General features: G+C 39.4%; 12 protein-coding genes, 14 tRNA genes, 2 rRNA genes and 1 pseudogene (1 of these 29 running past the window's edge). 3 read left to right on the forward strand and 26 right to left on the reverse strand.

What is annotated here, in order from left to right; genetic code table 11:
• Window positions 1-49 precede the first annotated feature (49 nt).
• Window positions 50-1,063 (reverse strand): nucleoid-associated protein, encoded by a 1,014-nt coding sequence (locus tag I573_RS09435; RefSeq protein WP_016185238.1) that lies wholly within the window; start codon window positions 1,061-1,063, stop codon window positions 50-52.
• 117 nt (window positions 1,064-1,180) lie between these two features.
• Between I573_RS09435 and I573_RS09440 the strand changes: the two genes are divergently transcribed.
• Both I573_RS09440 and I573_RS09445 read left to right on the forward strand, forming a co-directional pair.
• Window positions 1,181-1,444, forward strand: coding sequence for a hypothetical protein (locus I573_RS09440; RefSeq protein WP_016185237.1), 264 nt, complete (start codon window positions 1,181-1,183; stop codon window positions 1,442-1,444).
• Window positions 1,445-1,534: 90 nt separating this feature from the next.
• Complete coding sequence (locus I573_RS09445; protein ID WP_016185236.1) at window positions 1,535-2,218, forward strand: hypothetical protein; 684 nt, start codon at window positions 1,535-1,537, stop codon at window positions 2,216-2,218.
• Window positions 2,219-2,248: 30 nt separating this feature from the next.
• On the opposite strand, the gene phoU is transcribed toward I573_RS09445, so the two are convergent.
• The 8 genes and pseudogenes from phoU to I573_RS11420 all read right to left on the reverse strand — a co-directional run bounded on the left by phoU (window position 2,249) and on the right by I573_RS11420 (window position 11,315).
• A complete protein-coding gene (gene phoU, locus I573_RS09450; protein WP_016185235.1) occupies window positions 2,249-2,926 on the reverse strand; it encodes a phosphate signaling complex protein PhoU in 678 nt (225 codons plus the stop codon).
• A gap of 14 nt (window positions 2,927-2,940) precedes the next feature.
• Window positions 2,941-3,699: a phosphate ABC transporter ATP-binding protein PstB gene (gene pstB / locus I573_RS09455; RefSeq protein WP_035020748.1), complete on the reverse strand. Its 759-nt coding sequence runs from the start codon at window positions 3,697-3,699 to the stop codon at window positions 2,941-2,943.
• Window positions 3,700-3,717: 18 nt separating this feature from the next.
• Complete coding sequence (gene pstB / locus I573_RS09460; RefSeq protein ID WP_016185233.1) at window positions 3,718-4,524, reverse strand: phosphate ABC transporter ATP-binding protein PstB; 807 nt, start codon at window positions 4,522-4,524, stop codon at window positions 3,718-3,720.
• A 10-nt stretch (window positions 4,525-4,534) separates the two neighbouring features.
• Complete coding sequence (gene pstA / locus I573_RS09465; protein WP_016185232.1) at window positions 4,535-5,422, reverse strand: phosphate ABC transporter permease PstA; 888 nt, start codon at window positions 5,420-5,422, stop codon at window positions 4,535-4,537.
• Window positions 5,422-6,294 carry a phosphate ABC transporter permease subunit PstC gene (gene pstC / locus I573_RS09470; RefSeq protein ID WP_425387058.1) on the reverse strand — a complete coding sequence of 291 codons (873 nt, stop codon included), beginning with the start codon at window positions 6,292-6,294 and terminating at the stop codon, window positions 5,422-5,424. Before pstC ends, pstA begins: the two co-directional genes overlap by 1 nt.
• 159 nt (window positions 6,295-6,453) lie before the next feature.
• On the reverse strand, window positions 6,454-7,311 hold the full coding sequence (locus tag I573_RS09475) for a phosphate ABC transporter substrate-binding protein PstS (RefSeq protein ID WP_016185230.1): 858 nt from the start codon (window positions 7,309-7,311) through the stop codon (window positions 6,454-6,456).
• Between the two features lie 225 nt (window positions 7,312-7,536).
• Window positions 7,537-8,742 carry a 30S ribosomal protein S1 gene (gene rpsA / locus I573_RS09480; protein WP_016185229.1) on the reverse strand — a complete coding sequence of 402 codons (1,206 nt, stop codon included), beginning with the start codon at window positions 8,740-8,742 and terminating at the stop codon, window positions 7,537-7,539.
• Between the two features lie 152 nt (window positions 8,743-8,894).
• Window positions 8,895-11,315 (reverse strand): annotated as a pseudogene (locus I573_RS11420) (hydroxymethylglutaryl-CoA reductase, degradative).
• Between the two features lie 173 nt (window positions 11,316-11,488).
• Here I573_RS11420 and I573_RS09495 point away from each other — a divergent pair.
• The gene (locus I573_RS09495; RefSeq protein ID WP_016185226.1) at window positions 11,489-12,643 is read left to right on the forward strand and encodes a hydroxymethylglutaryl-CoA synthase; all 1,155 of its coding nucleotides are present in this window, start codon (window positions 11,489-11,491) and stop codon (window positions 12,641-12,643) included.
• A 14-nt stretch (window positions 12,644-12,657) separates the two neighbouring features.
• On the opposite strand, the gene I573_RS09500 is transcribed toward I573_RS09495, so the two are convergent.
• From I573_RS09500 to I573_RS09580, 17 genes are all read right to left on the reverse strand, one after another.
• The gene (locus I573_RS09500) at window positions 12,658-14,655 is read right to left on the reverse strand and encodes a KUP/HAK/KT family potassium transporter (protein ID WP_016185225.1); all 1,998 of its coding nucleotides are present in this window, start codon (window positions 14,653-14,655) and stop codon (window positions 12,658-12,660) included.
• 193 nt (window positions 14,656-14,848) lie between these two features.
• A tRNA-Gln gene (locus tag I573_RS09505) sits at window positions 14,849-14,920 on the reverse strand.
• Between the two features lie 10 nt (window positions 14,921-14,930).
• Window positions 14,931-15,003 (reverse strand) — tRNA-His (locus I573_RS09510).
• Between the two features lie 45 nt (window positions 15,004-15,048).
• A tRNA-Leu gene (locus I573_RS09515) sits at window positions 15,049-15,133 on the reverse strand.
• A 29-nt stretch (window positions 15,134-15,162) separates the two neighbouring features.
• Window positions 15,163-15,233 (reverse strand) — tRNA-Cys (locus I573_RS09520).
• Window positions 15,234-15,257: 24 nt separating this feature from the next.
• Window positions 15,258-15,329: transfer RNA gene (locus tag I573_RS09525), tRNA-Gln, on the reverse strand.
• A 9-nt stretch (window positions 15,330-15,338) separates the two neighbouring features.
• A tRNA-His gene (locus tag I573_RS09530) sits at window positions 15,339-15,411 on the reverse strand.
• A 2-nt stretch (window positions 15,412-15,413) separates the two neighbouring features.
• Window positions 15,414-15,487, reverse strand: a tRNA-Trp gene (locus tag I573_RS09535).
• Window positions 15,488-15,498: 11 nt separating this feature from the next.
• Window positions 15,499-15,579 (reverse strand) — tRNA-Tyr (locus tag I573_RS09540).
• A gap of 4 nt (window positions 15,580-15,583) precedes the next feature.
• A tRNA-Phe gene (locus I573_RS09545) sits at window positions 15,584-15,656 on the reverse strand.
• Window positions 15,657-15,692: 36 nt separating this feature from the next.
• A tRNA-Asp gene (locus I573_RS09550) sits at window positions 15,693-15,765 on the reverse strand.
• 9 nt (window positions 15,766-15,774) lie between these two features.
• A tRNA-Val gene (locus I573_RS09555) sits at window positions 15,775-15,847 on the reverse strand.
• A 15-nt stretch (window positions 15,848-15,862) separates the two neighbouring features.
• A tRNA-Glu gene (locus I573_RS09560) sits at window positions 15,863-15,934 on the reverse strand.
• Window positions 15,935-15,947: 13 nt separating this feature from the next.
• A tRNA-Ser gene (locus I573_RS09565) sits at window positions 15,948-16,036 on the reverse strand.
• 43 nt (window positions 16,037-16,079) lie between these two features.
• Window positions 16,080-16,153 (reverse strand) — tRNA-Asn (locus I573_RS09570).
• Window positions 16,154-16,162: 9 nt separating this feature from the next.
• Window positions 16,163-16,278, reverse strand: a 5S ribosomal RNA gene (gene rrf / locus I573_RS09575).
• A gap of 69 nt (window positions 16,279-16,347) precedes the next feature.
• A 23S ribosomal RNA gene (locus tag I573_RS09580) occupies window positions 16,348-17,748 on the reverse strand (it continues 1,513 nt past the right edge of the window).

Genomic DNA, 17,748 nt, shown 5'->3' on the forward strand with positions numbered 1-17,748 from the left:
TAGATCAAAATGCTAACTTTTGAGGATCACTACAATAAGGATGTCTTTTTTAGATATCTTCAGTTTCTGTAATCTCTTGAATATCTTTTAATGTAACACTCAAGCTACCATCAGCTTGTTGGATAAATTCTACGTAATCTGGATCTCGGTACATTTCCATTGGAATAATGAGTTCGATTCCATTTGATAGTTTAATTTTTTGCTTACTAAATTTACGAGTAGACAATGCTTTGACGTCTTCGATCATTGGAGCTTGATCTACAACCCCTTTTTCTTCGACCTCTTCTTTAAAGGCAAGTTGAGCTGTAATATTTTCTTTAAATACTTGAGTAGCAATTTGATCTAATTCAATTGTCTCATTTTCTTCAAACGTTTGCGCTAATGCCTCTTGGATCGAAGCTGTGAGTTCTACTTTTGGTGTCTCGAATTTTTCACCAATTTTTTCGGCGGTCTTTTGAATCACTTTGATATTTTGTTCAAACGAAAGATTTGGAACTGTCTCGATCACATTCGTCGAAAAATATACACGTTTTTCTCCAGAGAAAAGGTATTTTTTTTCCAATAACTCATACTGCAAAGTATCGGCTTGAATAATGAAACTTTCTTCCGCTTTTTTAGATCCTGCAGACAAAAGCGCCCGATGAACCAAGAGCTCATTTATAAACCCTTCCTCATTGGAGTCAATAAAATGAGTATAGCCCATCACAAAGTCGACTTTTAACAAAGCGTAGTATTCTTTTGCATCTTTTTCAAATCGAACAAAAAAAAGATCACAGCTTGGTGCTTCTTCACTTTCGCGATAAGCTGTATACCATTTTTCAACCACATAATGACTAAGCTCTACAAACGATACTTCTTGTCGCTGTTGTATGAGATGCGCCATTTGTGACTCCTCTTCCAAAGTCCCGACTAAGGTTTGAGGTGAACTCGCTTTTTTTATCTTTTTTTCTAAATAATCGCGAATGTACTCTTTTGACAAATCCAACGGTTGAGAAGATAAAATTGGATCTCCAGTTTCGCGATCAACAATATGTAAAATACTTTCTTTCAAATAAATATCCATGGGTCTCCCTCCACTTTCTACTTGCTCAGTGTACCAAAAATTCTTAACTTTACCAAGTAGAGTTGGAATATTGACTTTTTGACACGGATTGGTAAACTGATTACGAGGTGAGTGAATATGACAATAACTGAACGTATCCAGCAACTTTCGCCCCAAATTAAACGGGCATTGCAACCAGAGTTCATTTTTATTCTTAAACAAGACACGATTCAACATTTCCCAATCCGTCAATGGAGCAACAAACAGATCAAACAAGAAATATTATCCCGTTACCAGCAAGTTCAAACTACGACGGTCGATCATCATCTCATTTGTTATGGTACAAATGATGAACCAGTTCTAATTATTCCGAAAGTGGCCACATTTGCTGAACTCACTTGATAACTCTCATTGTTTTATCATTTTTCTAGAAATAACTGTTCAAATGCACGATTTTTTCTTATAATCAATAAGTATTGAAAGGGGCTCATTATGAAAAAGAAACAATTAGCAAAATTAAAAAAACAATTTAGACCATCATTTGAAGGAGCAAGAAAGCAATTATTCGATAAAATGATTGAAAAAGCAGCGGCTTTATATCAATTACATATTCGTGTCTTTATTGATCCTAAACAACCTAATGACATGATGATCGAATTACTTGATCCAACAGATCGTGATCAACAAATTAAAGTACCTTTAGATGACAACTTCAAAACAGTTGTCAAACGTATTCAAAATGAAGAAAAAGGCTTACTTGATCGTTTTAGCGAAAACCTAGTTGAAGAAATCGCTAGTTACTGGTCTCCAGATGCTGCGCGCCAACAAGCGTCGACAACACCTGAACCTAAAAAAGCTGAAGCGAAAAAAGAAGTAGCGAAAAAAACTGAACCGAAAGCTGAACCGAAAGTAGAAACAGCGACAGCTAATGATTCTGCATTAACGGCGTTCAGCGAACAAATCAGTGCCTTTCCAAAATTTGCGGTAAACGAAACTAAAGATCAAATCGAAGTTGTAGAACAAACAGCCAAAGAAACTCGTTTACTTGCTACGATTTCTAAAACGGAAGAAAACAGTTTTACAATCGAAACTGCTCTAGAACGTAAATATAAATTAAAACTAGACGTGATCCCAGTGATCGAAGCTTTCGCTAAAACACCATTATCAGAACGCTAAAAAAAGCATCCCAATATTGGGATGCTTTTTTTATACTGGTTCGTGATGATTAGAGCTTAATTCGCTGATTTTACCTGTTGCTAAATATACGATCCATTCACAAATATTGGTCACGTAATCACCGATACGTTCTAAATATTGCGCTACATATAGATAATCTGTACCACTCACTACAGTTTCTGGATTGGCTTTCATCGCTGCAATCGTTTTGTAGTAAATATCGTGGTAATAATCATTTGTTCGTTTATCCATCTGCGCGATCATACGAGCATCTTTTTCATCTGTCTTCACATACGCCACTAGGACGTTATCGACCATTTTTTTAACATAATCCGACATTTCAGAAATTTCTTTTTCAATTTCTAAAATACGAGTTTCGCCTTTTACACGAATCGTTGATTTCGCAATCGATACCGCATGATCTCCCATACGCTCAAGGTCAGAACTAGCTTTCATGACCGTAATGATCATTCGTAGATCAGTCGTTACAGGTTGTTGTAACGCAATCATTTCAAAACTTTTTTTCTCTAGACGAATCTCCATACCATTGATCGTTTCATCATGTTCAATCACTTCTTGTGCTAATGCTTTATCGTGTTTAACATATGAACGAACAGATTTATGAATGGCATTGCTTACAAGCATCCCCATCTCATAAAATTGATTGTGTAAATTCAATAAATCTTCTTCAAATTGCGTACGTAACATATCGTTTCCTCCTTTTACCCAAATCTTCCAGAAATATAATCATCTGTTTCTTTTTTGGCTGGATCCAAAAAGATTTTTTTCGTACGATCAAACTCGATTAAATCTCCATTTAAGAAAAAGGCTGTCTTATCAGAAATCCGAGAAGCTTGGGACATATTATGTGTCACCATGATCATGGTATATTTATCTTTTAATTCTAACAAAGTATTTTCGATCTTACCAGATGAAACTGGGTCTAAAGCACTTGTTGGTTCATCTAATAAGATGATTTTAGGATCTACGGCAAGGACACGTGCGATACATACACGCTGTTGCTGTCCACCAGACAAGGAAAGTGCACTATTGTGTAATTTATCTTTGACATCTTCCCAAACAGAAGCTGCTTTTAAGCTCTCTTCGACTACGCGGTCTAACTCTTGTTTATCTGTAACACCTTTTAAGCGCAATCCGTAGATGACATTCTCATAGATCGAGAATGGAAACGGATTGGGTTGTTGAAATACCATCCCGATTTCTTTACGTAATTCTACTGTGTCGGTTTTCGGACTATAAATGTCTTGTCCGTTATACAATACACTGCCTGTAATGGTCACATTGGGAATCAAATCATTCATACGATTTAGACTACGTAAAAATGTCGATTTCCCACATCCTGAAGGTCCGATCATTGCAGTGATCTCATTTTCATGAATTTCAAGATCGATTCCTTTTAAGGCTTCTTTTTTTCCATAATATAAATGCAAATCTCTTGATGTGATAATTGGTTCTGCCATCATCGCTTCCTCTACTTTCTAACCAAAATGTCCAGATACATAGTCTTCAGTCGCTTGTGTTTTTGGTCGCGTGAAGATTTTACGTGTATTATCGTATTCAATGGCATGTCCTAAATAGAAGAAAGCCGTATAATCGCTAATACGCGCAGCTTGTTGCATATTATGCGTTACGATTACGATTGAATATTGATCTTTTAGGTTCACTAGGGTTTCTTCAACTGTTCCCGTAGAAATCGGATCTAATGCGCTCGCAGGCTCATCTAATAATAAAATATCTGGTTTCATCGCAATTGCACGCGCGATGCATAAGCGTTGTTGTTGTCCCCCAGATAACGCATGTGCACTTTTATCTAATGAATCTTTGACTTGATCCCATAACGCAGCTTGTTTTAAGCTCGTCTCAACGATTTCGTCTAATTTTTTCTTATCTTTTTCACCATGACGTTTTAGTGCAAATGTAATATTTTCATAAATAGATTTACTAAACGGATTTGGACGCTGAAATACCATGCCGATACGTTTGCGCATCTCATAGACATCGACTTCTTTTGAATTCACGTCAACACCGTTGTACATAATTTGGCCCGTGATTTTTGTATTGGCGATCTCGTCATTCATTCGATTCAAACTACGTAGATACGTTGATTTCCCACATCCAGAAGGCCCGATCAAGGCCGTGATTTTATTTTTTTCAAACGCTAAATCTACGCCTTTGATCGCTTCATTCTTGCCGTAATACACATGTAGATCATGAGTTTGTAAAATTATATTTTTTTCTTCTTCTAATGTGATGATATGACGATCATCTAAATTGTATTGTTTCATACTCTTCTCCTTATGCAGCTGACGTCATTTTTTTATAGAGACGTTTTCCAAGTGCACGTGCGCCAAAGTTAAAGGCCAACACGGCGATAATCAAAACAGCTGAAGCTCCAGCTGAGATTGCATCTCCATCGGGTTTTGTTCCTTCAGAATTGATTTTCCAAATATAAACGGCTAATGTTTCTGCTTGTCTAAAGATACTTAACGGGCTTGATACACTCAATGGATTCCAGTTCGTAAAATCTAGTGCCGGTGCACTTTGTCCAGCCGTATAGATCAAGGCAGCTGCTTCACCAAAGATACGTCCAGAACTTAAAATTACTCCAGTCAAAATACCCGGTGTTGCTTCTGGAACGACTACACGAAGGACTGTCTCCCAACGTGATAAACCTAAAGCAAGTCCTGCTTCACGCTGAGTAAAGTGAACGGCTTTTAGTGATTCCTCTACATTACGTGTCAATAGTGGCAAGTTAAAGAACGTCAAAGCTAAGGCTCCTGATAAGATTGAAAATCCATATTGAAATTGAATAACAAAAACTAAGAAACCAAATAATCCCACAACGACAGATGGCAATGAACTTAAAATTTCAATAGCGGTACGAATCACATCTGTCATCCAATTTTTCTTAGCGTATTCCGATAAATAAATTCCGGCACCTAATGAAATCGGGAAACTGATGATCATGGTGATCAACAATAAATAAAATGAGTTAAATAACTGAATTCCGATCCCGCCGCCTACTTGATAGGCTTTAGAAGGTTGCGTTAAGAATTCCCAAGAGATATGAGGTACACCACGCACTAGAATATACAATAGCAAGGCAGCTAAAATTAAGACGATCACGCCAGAAATTACATAAAGAATTCCTGTTGCAATCTTATCGGCACGTTTTGCTGACATTATTTAATAGCCCCCTTTTTTCCAATCAAACGAATTACGATATTAAATAGTAATGACATTAATAACAGAATCAATGCCAATGACCATAAGACATTATTTTCTAATGTGCCCATGATCGTATTTCCGATTCCCATTGTCAAAATCGATGTCAATGTTGACGCAGGTGTTGTTAAGCTAGTTGGTAACAGTGCAGCATTCCCGATGACCATTTGAATCGCTAGTGCTTCACCAAAAGCACGCGCCATCCCAAACACGACAGCCGTTAAAATACCCGGTACAGCCGCTCGCAGTACGACTTTGTAAATCGTTTGCCAACGTGTTGCACCTAAGGCTAATGAGGCTTCGCGATAATGACGTGGAACAGCTTTTAGCGCATCCACCGTCATCGTCGTTACAGTCGGTAAGATCATAACGAATAACACAAATGTTCCAGCTAATATCCCAAAACCAGTTCCACCAAAAATGGAACGAATTACAGGTACGATAACAGACAACCCAATAAAACCATATACTACTGAAGGAATTCCTACCAACAACTCAATAACAGGTTGTAAGATTTTTTGACCTTGTTTAGGTGAAATCTCCACCATAAAAATAGCTGCACCGATTGCAAAGGGTGTCGCTAAAATCGCAGACAAGAACGTTACGATAAACGAACCTAAAATCATCGGTAATGCCCCTACTAATGGTTTACCATCTGATCCTACAGCACTAGGATTCCATTTAGTACCAAATAAAAAGTCAAACACATTGACTTTATCTACAAAAAAGGTTGCTAATCCTTTACTTGCAACGAAAAAGAAAATCGATAATACAACTACAACGATTAATGCAATGCATAAGAAACTAATAAGCTTTCCAAATTGCTCCATTCGTGCACGCTTTGATCGTTTCGTTAATTCATTTTTTATATCTTCCAAGAGGGTTCCTCCTCAAAACTATTTTTCACTTTACTAGTGTAATCTTTTGATATCAATTTCCGTTAAAGCTTACGTAAAGATCAAGTTAAGATTGTAAATTTTTTGTAAAGATTACTTGATAATATTTCCTTTCCAGTCGCGTTTTACTTCCATCTGCGTTACTGGAATGTATCCCATTTTTCCAACAATTTCCTCTTGGACTTTATCCGATAAGATATACTCGATAAATTCTGTCGTTAAACTAGTTGGATTTTTGTGCGTGTACATATGCTCATAGGACCAAATAATCCATTTATTTGTTTTTACATTTTCATCATTTGGTTCGATGTTGTCAATTTTTAATTTTTGTACGTCTTTGTTTACATATGAAAAGGCCACATAACTAATCGCTCCTGGAGTATCCGATACGATTTGACGAACCATTCCACTTGAATCTTGCTCTTGTGACTGTTTTGCAGAAGCGCCATCTAATACCCATTTTTCAAACGTTGCACGGGTTCCACTGCCAGATGCACGATTTAGCAGTACGATATCTTGATCTGCCCCCCCTACTTCTTTCCAGTTCGTGATTTCACCAGTAAAAATTTGTTTTAATTGTGCCATTGTTACGCTATCGACACCAACTTTTTTATTAATAATCGGTGTAATCCCTACTACAGCAACTTGATGATCGGTTAATTTATTGGCATCGATCCCAGATTTTTCTTCTGCGAATAGATCTGAATTCCCAATGTCGACCGCACCGGATTGAACTTGACTCAACCCCGTTCCACTCCCTCCACCTTGGACATTAATAAACTCCCCCGGATGGTTTGTTTGATATTCATCTGCAGCGGACTCAACTAAAGGTTGCAACGCAGATGAACCTACAGCAGTAATCGATTCCCCTCGATCAATCCATTTGGCACAACCACTTAATAAAATTCCTGTTGCAAGCAAAGAAAAGACGATTAGGCTTTTTTTCTTCATATTAACTCCTCATTCCATATATTCTTCTAGTTCTATCTTACCATCAACATAGGGGTTTGATAAACTCTCAACTCGTCATCTAATAAAAAGATTTTTAGTTGCATAACCCAAATGCCATAATAACAAACGATGTAAAGAAAAGATAGAGATTTTTTTTATCTTTTTACGAAAAAGTAGTCCTTGGGAAGGATTTCCCAAGGACTACTTTCTAATCTATTTTTATACTTATTCTTCTTCTTTTAGCGCATCGCCTAATAAGTCACCCATTGTAAAACCAGTTGACTCTTCAGGTAATTCATAATCCTCTTCTACTGCAACTTCTTTTTCTTGCTCAGGTTTTTCTTCTAAAGCTTTGATACTTAGTGCAATACGATGCTCATCTGGATGCACTTCTAACACTTTCACTTGTACAGTATCGCCTTCATGAAGCACTTCATGAGGAGTCGCGATATGTTGATGTGAAATTTGAGAAATATGCACAAGGCCCTCAACACCTGGTAAAACTTCAACAAAGGCACCAAAGCTTGTTAATCGTTTTACCGTACCTTCGATAACAGAACCTGTTTCGATTGTTTCCGTTACAGTATCCCAAGGTCCAGGCAATGTATCTTTAATCGATAATGAAATGCGTTCTGAAGCAGGATCAACAGATAAGACAGCAACGTTTACCACATCACCGACAGATAACACATCACTTGGTTTGGCAACGTGTGCATGTGAGATTTCAGAAACGTGGACTAGTCCATCGATTCCACCTAAATCGACAAATGCACCGAAGTTAGTTAAACGTGCGATTTTTCCTTCTAGCTGATCACCTTCTGCGATTGATGCTAGTAGTTCTGCTTTTTTGCCTTCTTTTTCTTGTTCTACCACTGCTTTATGAGATAGAATCAAACGATTTTCAGAAGGTTCGATTTCAATAATTTTTAAGGTCAATGTTTTGCCTTTGTATTCTTCAAAATCGTCTACAAAATGATCTTCAACCATTGAGGCAGGAACGAACCCACGTACACCGACGTCGACTACCAATCCACCTTTAACGATGTTTGTTACTGGAGCTTCTAAAATTTTTCCTGCTTGGAAATCTTGTTCGATATCCGCCCAGACTTTTTTCGCATCCAAACGACGCTTAGATAATAAATAGCTTCCGTTTTCTTTGTCTTTTCCAATTGTAGAAATGACAACTAAATCTAGTACATCGCCGACTTTCACGACGTCATTGATATCGTCAACTGGTAAAGTAGATAGTTCTTTTGCAGGAACAACCCCTTCAACCCCAGCTCCTTCAATTCCAACGATTGCTTGTTTGTCTTCAATTGCTAATACTTCGCCTGATACAACATCCCCTACACTAACTTCTTTTACATCGTTTAATGCAGCTTCCATTGAATCATTAGCATTTTCGACTTGATTATTTTCAAATTCCGTCATAACGTATGTCCTCCTAACCAACAGTTCATAAAATCATGGTACAGTTTCTAGTTTATGCTATTCTGACAAAAAAATAAAGCGATTTCTACTGAAAAAATGAATTTATTCTAATTTTTATTTTTTTCTTTCTTTAATGAAACCAAATACTGTTCTTATTTAGTTTGACGATATACTTCTAACCATTTTTTAGCGACTTCCTGATTCATCGTATCTTCTTGTAAGCGTTTTGTGACATACTCGATTTCGTCTCCAATCGCGCCTACTGTCATAGCTAACGTCCGAGCCTGAAGTGACATATGCCCTTGTTGGATTCCTTCACTGACTAATGCACGTAAGGCTGCTAAATTTTGTACTAATCCAATCGCAGCAGTTAACTGACCTAATTCACTTGCAGTCGGCTGTTGCGCTAATTTGGATACCAATTTCGCTTTGGGTAATAATGTAATTGCACCGCCAACTGATCCCAATAAACTAGGAATTTCAATGGTGCCTACTAAATGTTCCTCTTCAAGTTGCCACATCGTCAATCCTTGATACTGTCCATGACGAGCCGCATAGGCATGCACAGCTGCTGCAAAAGCCCGTGTATCATTTCCTGTGGCCAAAACAAATGCTTCCATTCCGTTCATAATCCCTTTATTATGGGTTACTGCTCGGTAAACATCAAGTTGAGCCGCTTTAGAAGCTTGAACAATACGTTTCGCGACTAGCTTCCCGGGAGCAGATTTTGCTAATGCCTGAAAGGGTACTACAACACGAGCTGTTACCATAGCTTCAGTAGCATAGTTACTCAAGATTCCCATTAGAATCTCTTCATCCGTTTGCGTCATTAGATACCTTTTTACGGCTTCAGCCATTGTGTTGACCATATTGGCCCCCATCGCTTCTTTGGGATCCACGATCAAGTCGCAAGAAACATATTCTGCAGATAATGCGCGAATCTCTATAGCTTGAACACCACCACCACGAGTGACGATCGATGGATGTGCCTGATGCGCCTGAGCGATCATTTCCTCTTTTTTTCGCTGCAATAAATCAACTAATCTGTCACAATCACTGACGTTTGGAAAAATAATTTGACCACGTACAAACTTTGTTTTCATTTCCGTCTGTACGCCCACTTCATGTACCATTTTTGCGCCATAATTACAAGCAGCGATGACAGAAGGTTCTTCTGTCGCTAATGCTAATACACGTATGCGATCATTTACTTTTAACCCATTTACGATTCCAATCGGTACAGCAAATTCGCTCACTTGATTTTCAATCAAATGCGTCGCCAATTCTTCAGATAAGGTTTGATGCGCCAATTCTTTTTGTTCTGCTTCAGTTAATTGTGCTTGTTCAGAAAGAACCGTTCGACGTTGTGCTGGAGTTTGTTTATAAAATGGTTTGTTCATCGCCTACTCCTCTGGCACTTTCAATAACAATGCAAGACCTAACCCACCACCAACACATAGTGAAGCAACTCCTGTATGCTGATTGGTTCGTTTCAGTTGATGAATAAGTGTTGTTACGATTCGAGCACCTGTTGCGCCGATCGGATGGCCTAATGAAATTCCACCCCCTGTAATATTTACTTTTTCATCTTCTAAGTTTAATTTATCTTGTACGACAACCGAAGAAGCAGCAAAAGCTTCATTGATTTCAAATAGATCGATATCCTTGGACGTAAGCGCATTACGTTCGAATAGTTTTTCAATTGCGGTAATTGGCGAAATCCCCATAATCGAAGGATCGATCCCAACTTCTACAATATCTTCTATTTCGGCTAAATAAGGTATATCATGTGCCAAGGCGTATGATTTCGTACACAATAATAACGAACTTGCTCCATCATTTATGGTAGAGGCATTTCCTGCAGTTACCGTTCCATTTTCTTTAAAAACTGTTTTTAATTCTGCTAATTTTTCCATCGTAGTTTGCGGACGAATCCCTTCATCAAATGCGATTTTTTGATCATTTGCATCCACAATAGGTAACATTTCTGCTTCAAACCATTGATTTTCTTGAGCTTTAGCGGCCTTTTTTTGTGACTGATAAGCAAAATGATCTTGCATTTCTCTGGAGACAGAAAATGTTTCTGCTACTTTTTCAGCTGTCATACCCATAGCTTGACCAGAAAAAGCATCAGTTAAACCATCCACAAACATCACTTGTCGAGGATTACGGTACGTATCTTCTTTACGATTGTATTCGACTAAAGTAGGTGCATTGGTCATACTCTCTGTTCCTCCAGCAATCACTAGATCTGCTTCATTTAGAAGTAACATTTGGCGCGCATGACTGATAGCTTTTAGACCTGATCCACACACTTCATTTACTGTCACCGCTGGAACACTGACATCAAGACCAGAATGCAATGCAATTTGTCGAGCTGGATTTTGACCATTTCCGGCTTGTAATACATTACCAAATACAACATAATCGATTTTATCTTTTAAAGACGGCTGTCTTTGAATAATTTCTTTTGTTACTAGTCCACCTAGATCAACTGCTTGAAAGTCAGATAAGACTCCTTTATATTTCCCTACTGGCGTTCGTAATGCCTCAATAATTACTATTTTTTCCACTTCGCCACCTCCAAGTAAAAATATAGCATGATTCCTTAAAAAAAAACACCTGACAAAATCCGTTAAAGCTAGGAATTGCTGATTTTTTAACAAACTTTAAATTTCTATCATTTGTTCCACTTTTTTCGTAAAATATGCTATTTTTATAGTATAACGATTTAAAGGAGAACGATATGCACGTAGGTATAGATAAAATCAATTTTTTTGTCCCTTCTTATTTTATGGATATGACAGATTTAGCTCATGCTCGAAATGTTGATCCAAATAAATTTTTAATTGGTATTGGACAAAGCCAAATGGCAGTAGCACCAAAAACTCAAGATATTATTACATTTGCTATGAATGCAGCATTACCTATGCTTTCACCTGAAGATAAAGCAGCTATTGACATGGTAATCGTAGGAACCGAATCAAGCATCGATGAATCAAAGGCTTCAGCAATCGTGTTGCATCGTATGCTAGGGATTCAGCCTTTTGCGCGATCATTTGAAATCAAAGAAGCTTGTTATGGTGCAACCGCTGGCGTACAATTGGCACTTGGTCATATTCAACGAAATCCTAAGAGCAAAGTTTTAGTTGTGGCTAGTGATAATGCACGTTATGGGTTAAATTCAGGTGGTGAACCGACTCAAGGAGCTGGCGCTGTTGCGATGTTGATTTCAGCTGACCCACATATTTTAAGATTGCATCAGGACACGGTTTCTCTAACACAAGATATTTATGATTTTTGGCGTCCAATCGGACATGAGTACCCATTAGTTGAAGGAGCATTATCCAATCAGACTTATATCGAATCTTTTGGAAAAGTTTGGACAGAGTATCAAACACGTACAGGTTTAACATTTGCTGATTTTGCTGCGATGACTTTCCACGTTCCTTATACTAAAATGGGGAAAAAAGCTATGATGAGCGAACTAGAAAAAGAAACACCAGAGCTACAAGAACGTTTGCTCGCACGATATGAAGAAAGTATCGTCTATAGTCGTCGTGTTGGAAACTTATATACTGGATCATTGTATCTTAGCCTTATTTCTTTATTGGAACAAAGCCAAGTCTTAAAAGCTGCCGATCGTATTGGATTGTTTAGTTACGGATCAGGTACTGTCGCAGAGTTTTTCTCAGGTGAACTAGTCGAAGGATATGAAGCACACCTAGCTAAAGAGCTACATGAAGATATACTAGACAATCGATATGCATTGAGTCTTGAAGAATATGAACAATTCTTTACAGATACTTTACTGACTGATCAAGACCAAGTATTTGAAGATTCTCAATTGTTTAGTATTCAATCTATTCAAAATACGATTCGTCACTATAACGAACTATAAAAAAACAAGCGAAATTACTCGCTTGTTTTTTTTCGCTCCTGTATATCAACATGTCGATTTTGACCTAAAATCAACGGTACAGTTTCATATTTCACTTCACTATATTCTAAGCCAAACCAGTTTTCTGGTGCTACAGTAAATTTTTTGATCCATAACTTTAATTGCATGACTTGACGGTCCCATTTATTCAAACTGGTATGTGTTGCTAATGCCTCTTGGATCAAAATAAATTGAAAATCTCCCACTTCGCGATTTGGGCGAATCGAATACTGCTGTGGTTGTCGCTTAATTCGCCCATCATGCATCAATTGCTGAACGATTTCACGGATGTATAAATTAATTTCTTGATCGACCCTAAACCCTAAATGTAATTTTACAAAAACGATAAAGTCTGTATCGAATAATTCAACTTCATATTCTTTGGTATACGGTTCATCGGTTACTTCAACATTGATGAACCAATAGACTTTTGCACGTTTTGGCGATTTATCTAAAATTGAATATAAATATTCTTTTCCAATTTTATCCTGATTCATTTGAGGTACCATAAATAAAATATTGGTCTGGCTCAAATCGATTGTTTGGTCTTCTTTTAATGCACGTAATTGCGGAATAAATGGTCGAATCCCAATTTCTTCACTCTCGCGTGAAACAATCGTATTTCCTCTCTGCCATATCGCCATGATCCCTAAAATGATCAGTGCCATAATCACCGCAACATATCCTCCGTGGAAAAATTTTAATACACTCGAAATAAAAAATACTGTTTCAATCGCACCAAAAAAGAAGGTGATCCCTAAAGCAAAAATTGTCGAATAGCGCATTTTCACTAAATAAGAATAGAGCAAAATCGTCGTCGTTAACATGGTAACTGTGATCGATAGCCCATAAGCTGCCTCCATTTTAGTTGACGTTTGAAATCCAACTACCACTAATGAACAAGCTAACCATAAAACAAAATTGATTACCGGAATATAAACTTGTCCGATATTTGTTCCTGGATAATACAATTTCATTCTTGGAAACAGTTTTAATTTGATTGCTTCAGATACTAATGTAAACGATCCGGATAGTAAAGCTTGTGAAGCAATAATCGCGGCAATCGTAGCAAACAACACACCAAACCATAAGTATTGACTTGGCAATAAAGCAAAGAATGGATTGAATGTATCGGATACCGTTTGATGTGAGTCGATCAATTGAATTAAAAAGGCCGCTTGACCAAAATAATTGAACATTAAACAGATCTTGACATATGGCCAGCTAATGCGAATATTTCGTCTACCTACATGACCCATATCAGAGTAAAGTGCTTCTGCTCCAGTTGTAGCCAAAAAGACGTTTCCTAGAATAAACAACCCCAATTTATTTTCTGAACTAAAGAGTAATTTAAACGCATACATCGGATTTAAGGCTTTTAATACGGTTAGATCTTGAATGAAATAAACCAATCCTAAAAAGCCTAAAAATGTAAACCATAAAAACATGATCGGACCAAATGCTTTTCCTACAAAATCTGTACCAAAACGCTGGATCGAAAATAGAATCAATAAAATACATAAAGTAATGATGATGATGACTTGTTGATTTTGACCAAATAAATTGATAAATACCGGAAGCTCCCTTAGACCTTCAACTGCAGTTGTCACTGTAACAGCAGGTGTTAGTACTCCATCAGCTAACAGCGCCGCGCCCCCAATCATTGCAGGGATGATCAACCATTTTTTTTGTTGTTTCACTAATGAGAACAGTGCAAAAATCCCTCCCTCACCGTGATTATCTGCTTTTAAAGCAAGCCAAACATACTTTACTGTAGTCAAAACAGTCAGTGTCCAAAAAATCAATGAAACAGCTCCTAAAACAAATTCTTTTGTTAAGGATTCAACACCACCATTTTCAAATACAATAGCTTTCATTACATATAATGGACTTGTTCCAATATCGCCATAGACAACACCCATTGCAACTAAAAGACCAGCAAAAGATAGTTTATTCTTTACTGATTTATTCATTTTATTCCTCCTAATCATTAATATAAAAAAAAGACCTAAGTATACGTATCAAAGATACGTATACTTAGGTCTCGCCTTTAATTTACTAGACCAGCTATTTCTAGCTTGCTGTTGATCTAATAACACATATTGTGTGCTACTCCCCTAATGGATGTATTATGTATGAAAACATATCAAAAGTCAATCCCATAAACTGGGGTAGCTGGATTCGAACCAACGCATGAGGGAGTCAAAGTCCCTTGCCTTACCGCTTGGCTATACCCCATTAAAAAAAGGGCGAACGATGGGAATCGAACCCACGAGTGCCGGAGCCACAATCCGGTGCGTTAACCACTTCGCCACGATCGCCATATTACCCAAATAAAAAACTAAGATGATAGACATCTTAGTTAATACCGGCGGCCGGGGTCGAACCGGCACGCCCTCAACGGGCACTGGATTTTGAGTCCAGCGCGTCTGCCAATTCCGCCACGCCGGCATAATAGTATATTAAATTATAATGTACTAAGGCGGTAACCGGATTTGAACCGGTGATGAAGGTTTTGCAGACCTCTGCCTTACCACTTGGCTATACCGCCATATTAAAATTTCCATTTAAGGAACTGGGGTAGCTGGATTCGAACCAACGCATGAGGGAGTCAAAGTCCCTTGCCTTACCGCTTGGCTATACCCCATTAAAAAAAGGCGAACGATGGGAATCGAACCCACGAGTGCCGGAGCCACAATCCGGTGCGTTAACCACTTCGCCACGATCGCCATGGCAGGGACAGTAGGAATTGAACCCACACTAACGGTTTTGGAGACCGTTGTTCTACCTTTAAACTATGTCCCTAGAATAAAAAATGGAGGAGAGTGGATTCGAACCACTGAACCAAAAGGAACGGATTTACAGTCCGCCGCGTTTAGCCACTTCGCTACTCCTCCATAATGGCGCGGGACAGAATCGAACTGCCGACACATGGAGCTTCAATCCATTGCTCTACCAACTGAGCTACCGAGCCATACTAGCTAATTAAATTTTTGCTATAAAATAATAACGGTCCCGACGGGATTTGAACCCGCGATCTCCTGCGTGACAGGCAGGCATGTTAACCCCTACACCACGGAACCAATTATTTATGGAGGTTAACGGGATCGAACCGCTGACCCTCTGCTTGTAAGGCAGATGCTCTCCCAGCTGAGCTAAACCTCCAATATTTTAAAGCAATGATCCGTACGGGAATCGAACCCGTGTTACCGCCGTGAAAGGGCGGTGTCTTAACCGCTTGACCAACGGACCAATATATTTACTACGGAGAGTAAGGGATTCGAACCCTTGAGACAACTTACGCCATCTACATGATTTCCAATCATGCTCCTTCGGCCTCTCGGACAACTCTCCGGATTAAAAGAAGCTCAACTTACTACTCTATCTCTTTCGAGAACTCCGGCAGTAGGACTCGAACCTACGACATCATGATTAACAGTCATGCGCTACTACCAACTGAGCTATGCCGGAATAATTACAGCATGGCGACGTCCTACTCTCACAAAGGGAAACCCTTCACTACAATCGGCGCTAAGAAGCTTAACTTCTGTGTTCGGCATGGGAACAGGTGTGTCCTTCTCGCTATCGCCACCACACTATGGTGAGTTATTCACTCAAAACTGGATTGAAGTACTTCATCAAAACTCGTCGAGTTTTTCATTTTATTGGTTAAGTCCTCGATCGATTAGTATCAGTCCGCTCCGTACATCACTGCACTTCCACTTCTGACCTATCTACCTGATCATCTCTCAGGGATCTTACTTTCTTAAAGAAATGGGAAATCTCATCTTGAGGTGGGCTTCACACTTAGATGCTTTCAGCGTTTATCCCTTCCCTACATAGCTACCCAGCGATGCCTCTGGCGAGACAACTGGTACACCAGCGGTAAGTCCATCCCGGTCCTCTCGTACTAAGGACAGCTCCTCTCAAATTTCCAACGCCCGCGACGGATAGGGACCGAACTGTCTCACGACGTTCTGAACCCAGCTCGCGTGCCGCTTTAATGGGCGAACAGCCCAACCCTTGGGACCGACTACAGCCCCAGGATGCGACGAGCCGACATCGAGGTGCCAAACCTCCCCGTCGATGTGGACTCTTGGGGGAGATAAGCCTGTTATCCCCAGGGTAGCTTTTATCCGTTGAGCGATGGCCCTTCCATGCGGAACCACCGGATCACTAAGCCCGACTTTCGTCCCTGCTCGAGTTGTAGCTCTCGCAGTCAAGCTCCCTTTTGCCTTTACACTCTACGAATGATTTCCAACCATTCTGAGGGAACCTTTGGGCGCCTCCGTTACCTTTTAGGAGGCGACCGCCCCAGTCAAACTGCCCATCTGACACTGTCTCCCACCACGATTAGTGGTGCGGGTTAGAGTGGCCATAACGCAAGGGTAGTATCCCACCATTGCCTCCATCGAAACTGGCGTTCCGATCTCTACGGCTCCTACCTATCCTGTACATGCGGTACAGACACTCAATATCAAACTACAGTAAAGCTCCATGGGGTCTTTCCGTCCTGTCGCGGGTAACCTGCATCTTCACAGGTACTAAAATTTCACCGAGTCTCTCGTTGAGACAGTGCCCAAATCGTTACGCCTTTCGTGCGGGTCGGAACTTACCCGACAAGGAATTTCGCTACCTTAGGACCGTTATAGTTACGGCCGCCGTTTACTGGGGCTTCAATTCGTACCTTCGCATACGCTAAGCACTCCTCTTAACCTTCCAGCACCGGGCAGGCGTCAGCCCCTATACTTCATCTTACGATTTTGCAGAGACCTGTGTTTTTGATAAACAGTCGCTTGGGCCTATTCACTGCGGCTGCTCGTTAGAGCAGCACCCCTTCTCCCGAAGTTACGGGGTCATTTTGCCGAGTTCCTTAACGAGAGTTCTCTCGCACACCTTAGGATTCTCTCCTCGACTACCTGTGTCGGTTTGCGGTACGGGTCGTTGTTTTCTCACTAGAAGCTTTTCTTGGCAGTGTGACATCAGGAACTTCGGTACTATTATTTCCCTCCCCATCACAACTTGTCCTTGAAAGTGAAAGCATTTGACTCTCACTAAGACTTGTT

The sequence above is a fragment of the Enterococcus sulfureus ATCC 49903 genome, assembly GCF_000407605.1.
Lineage (GTDB): Bacteria > Bacillota > Bacilli > Lactobacillales > Enterococcaceae > Enterococcus_G > Enterococcus_G sulfureus.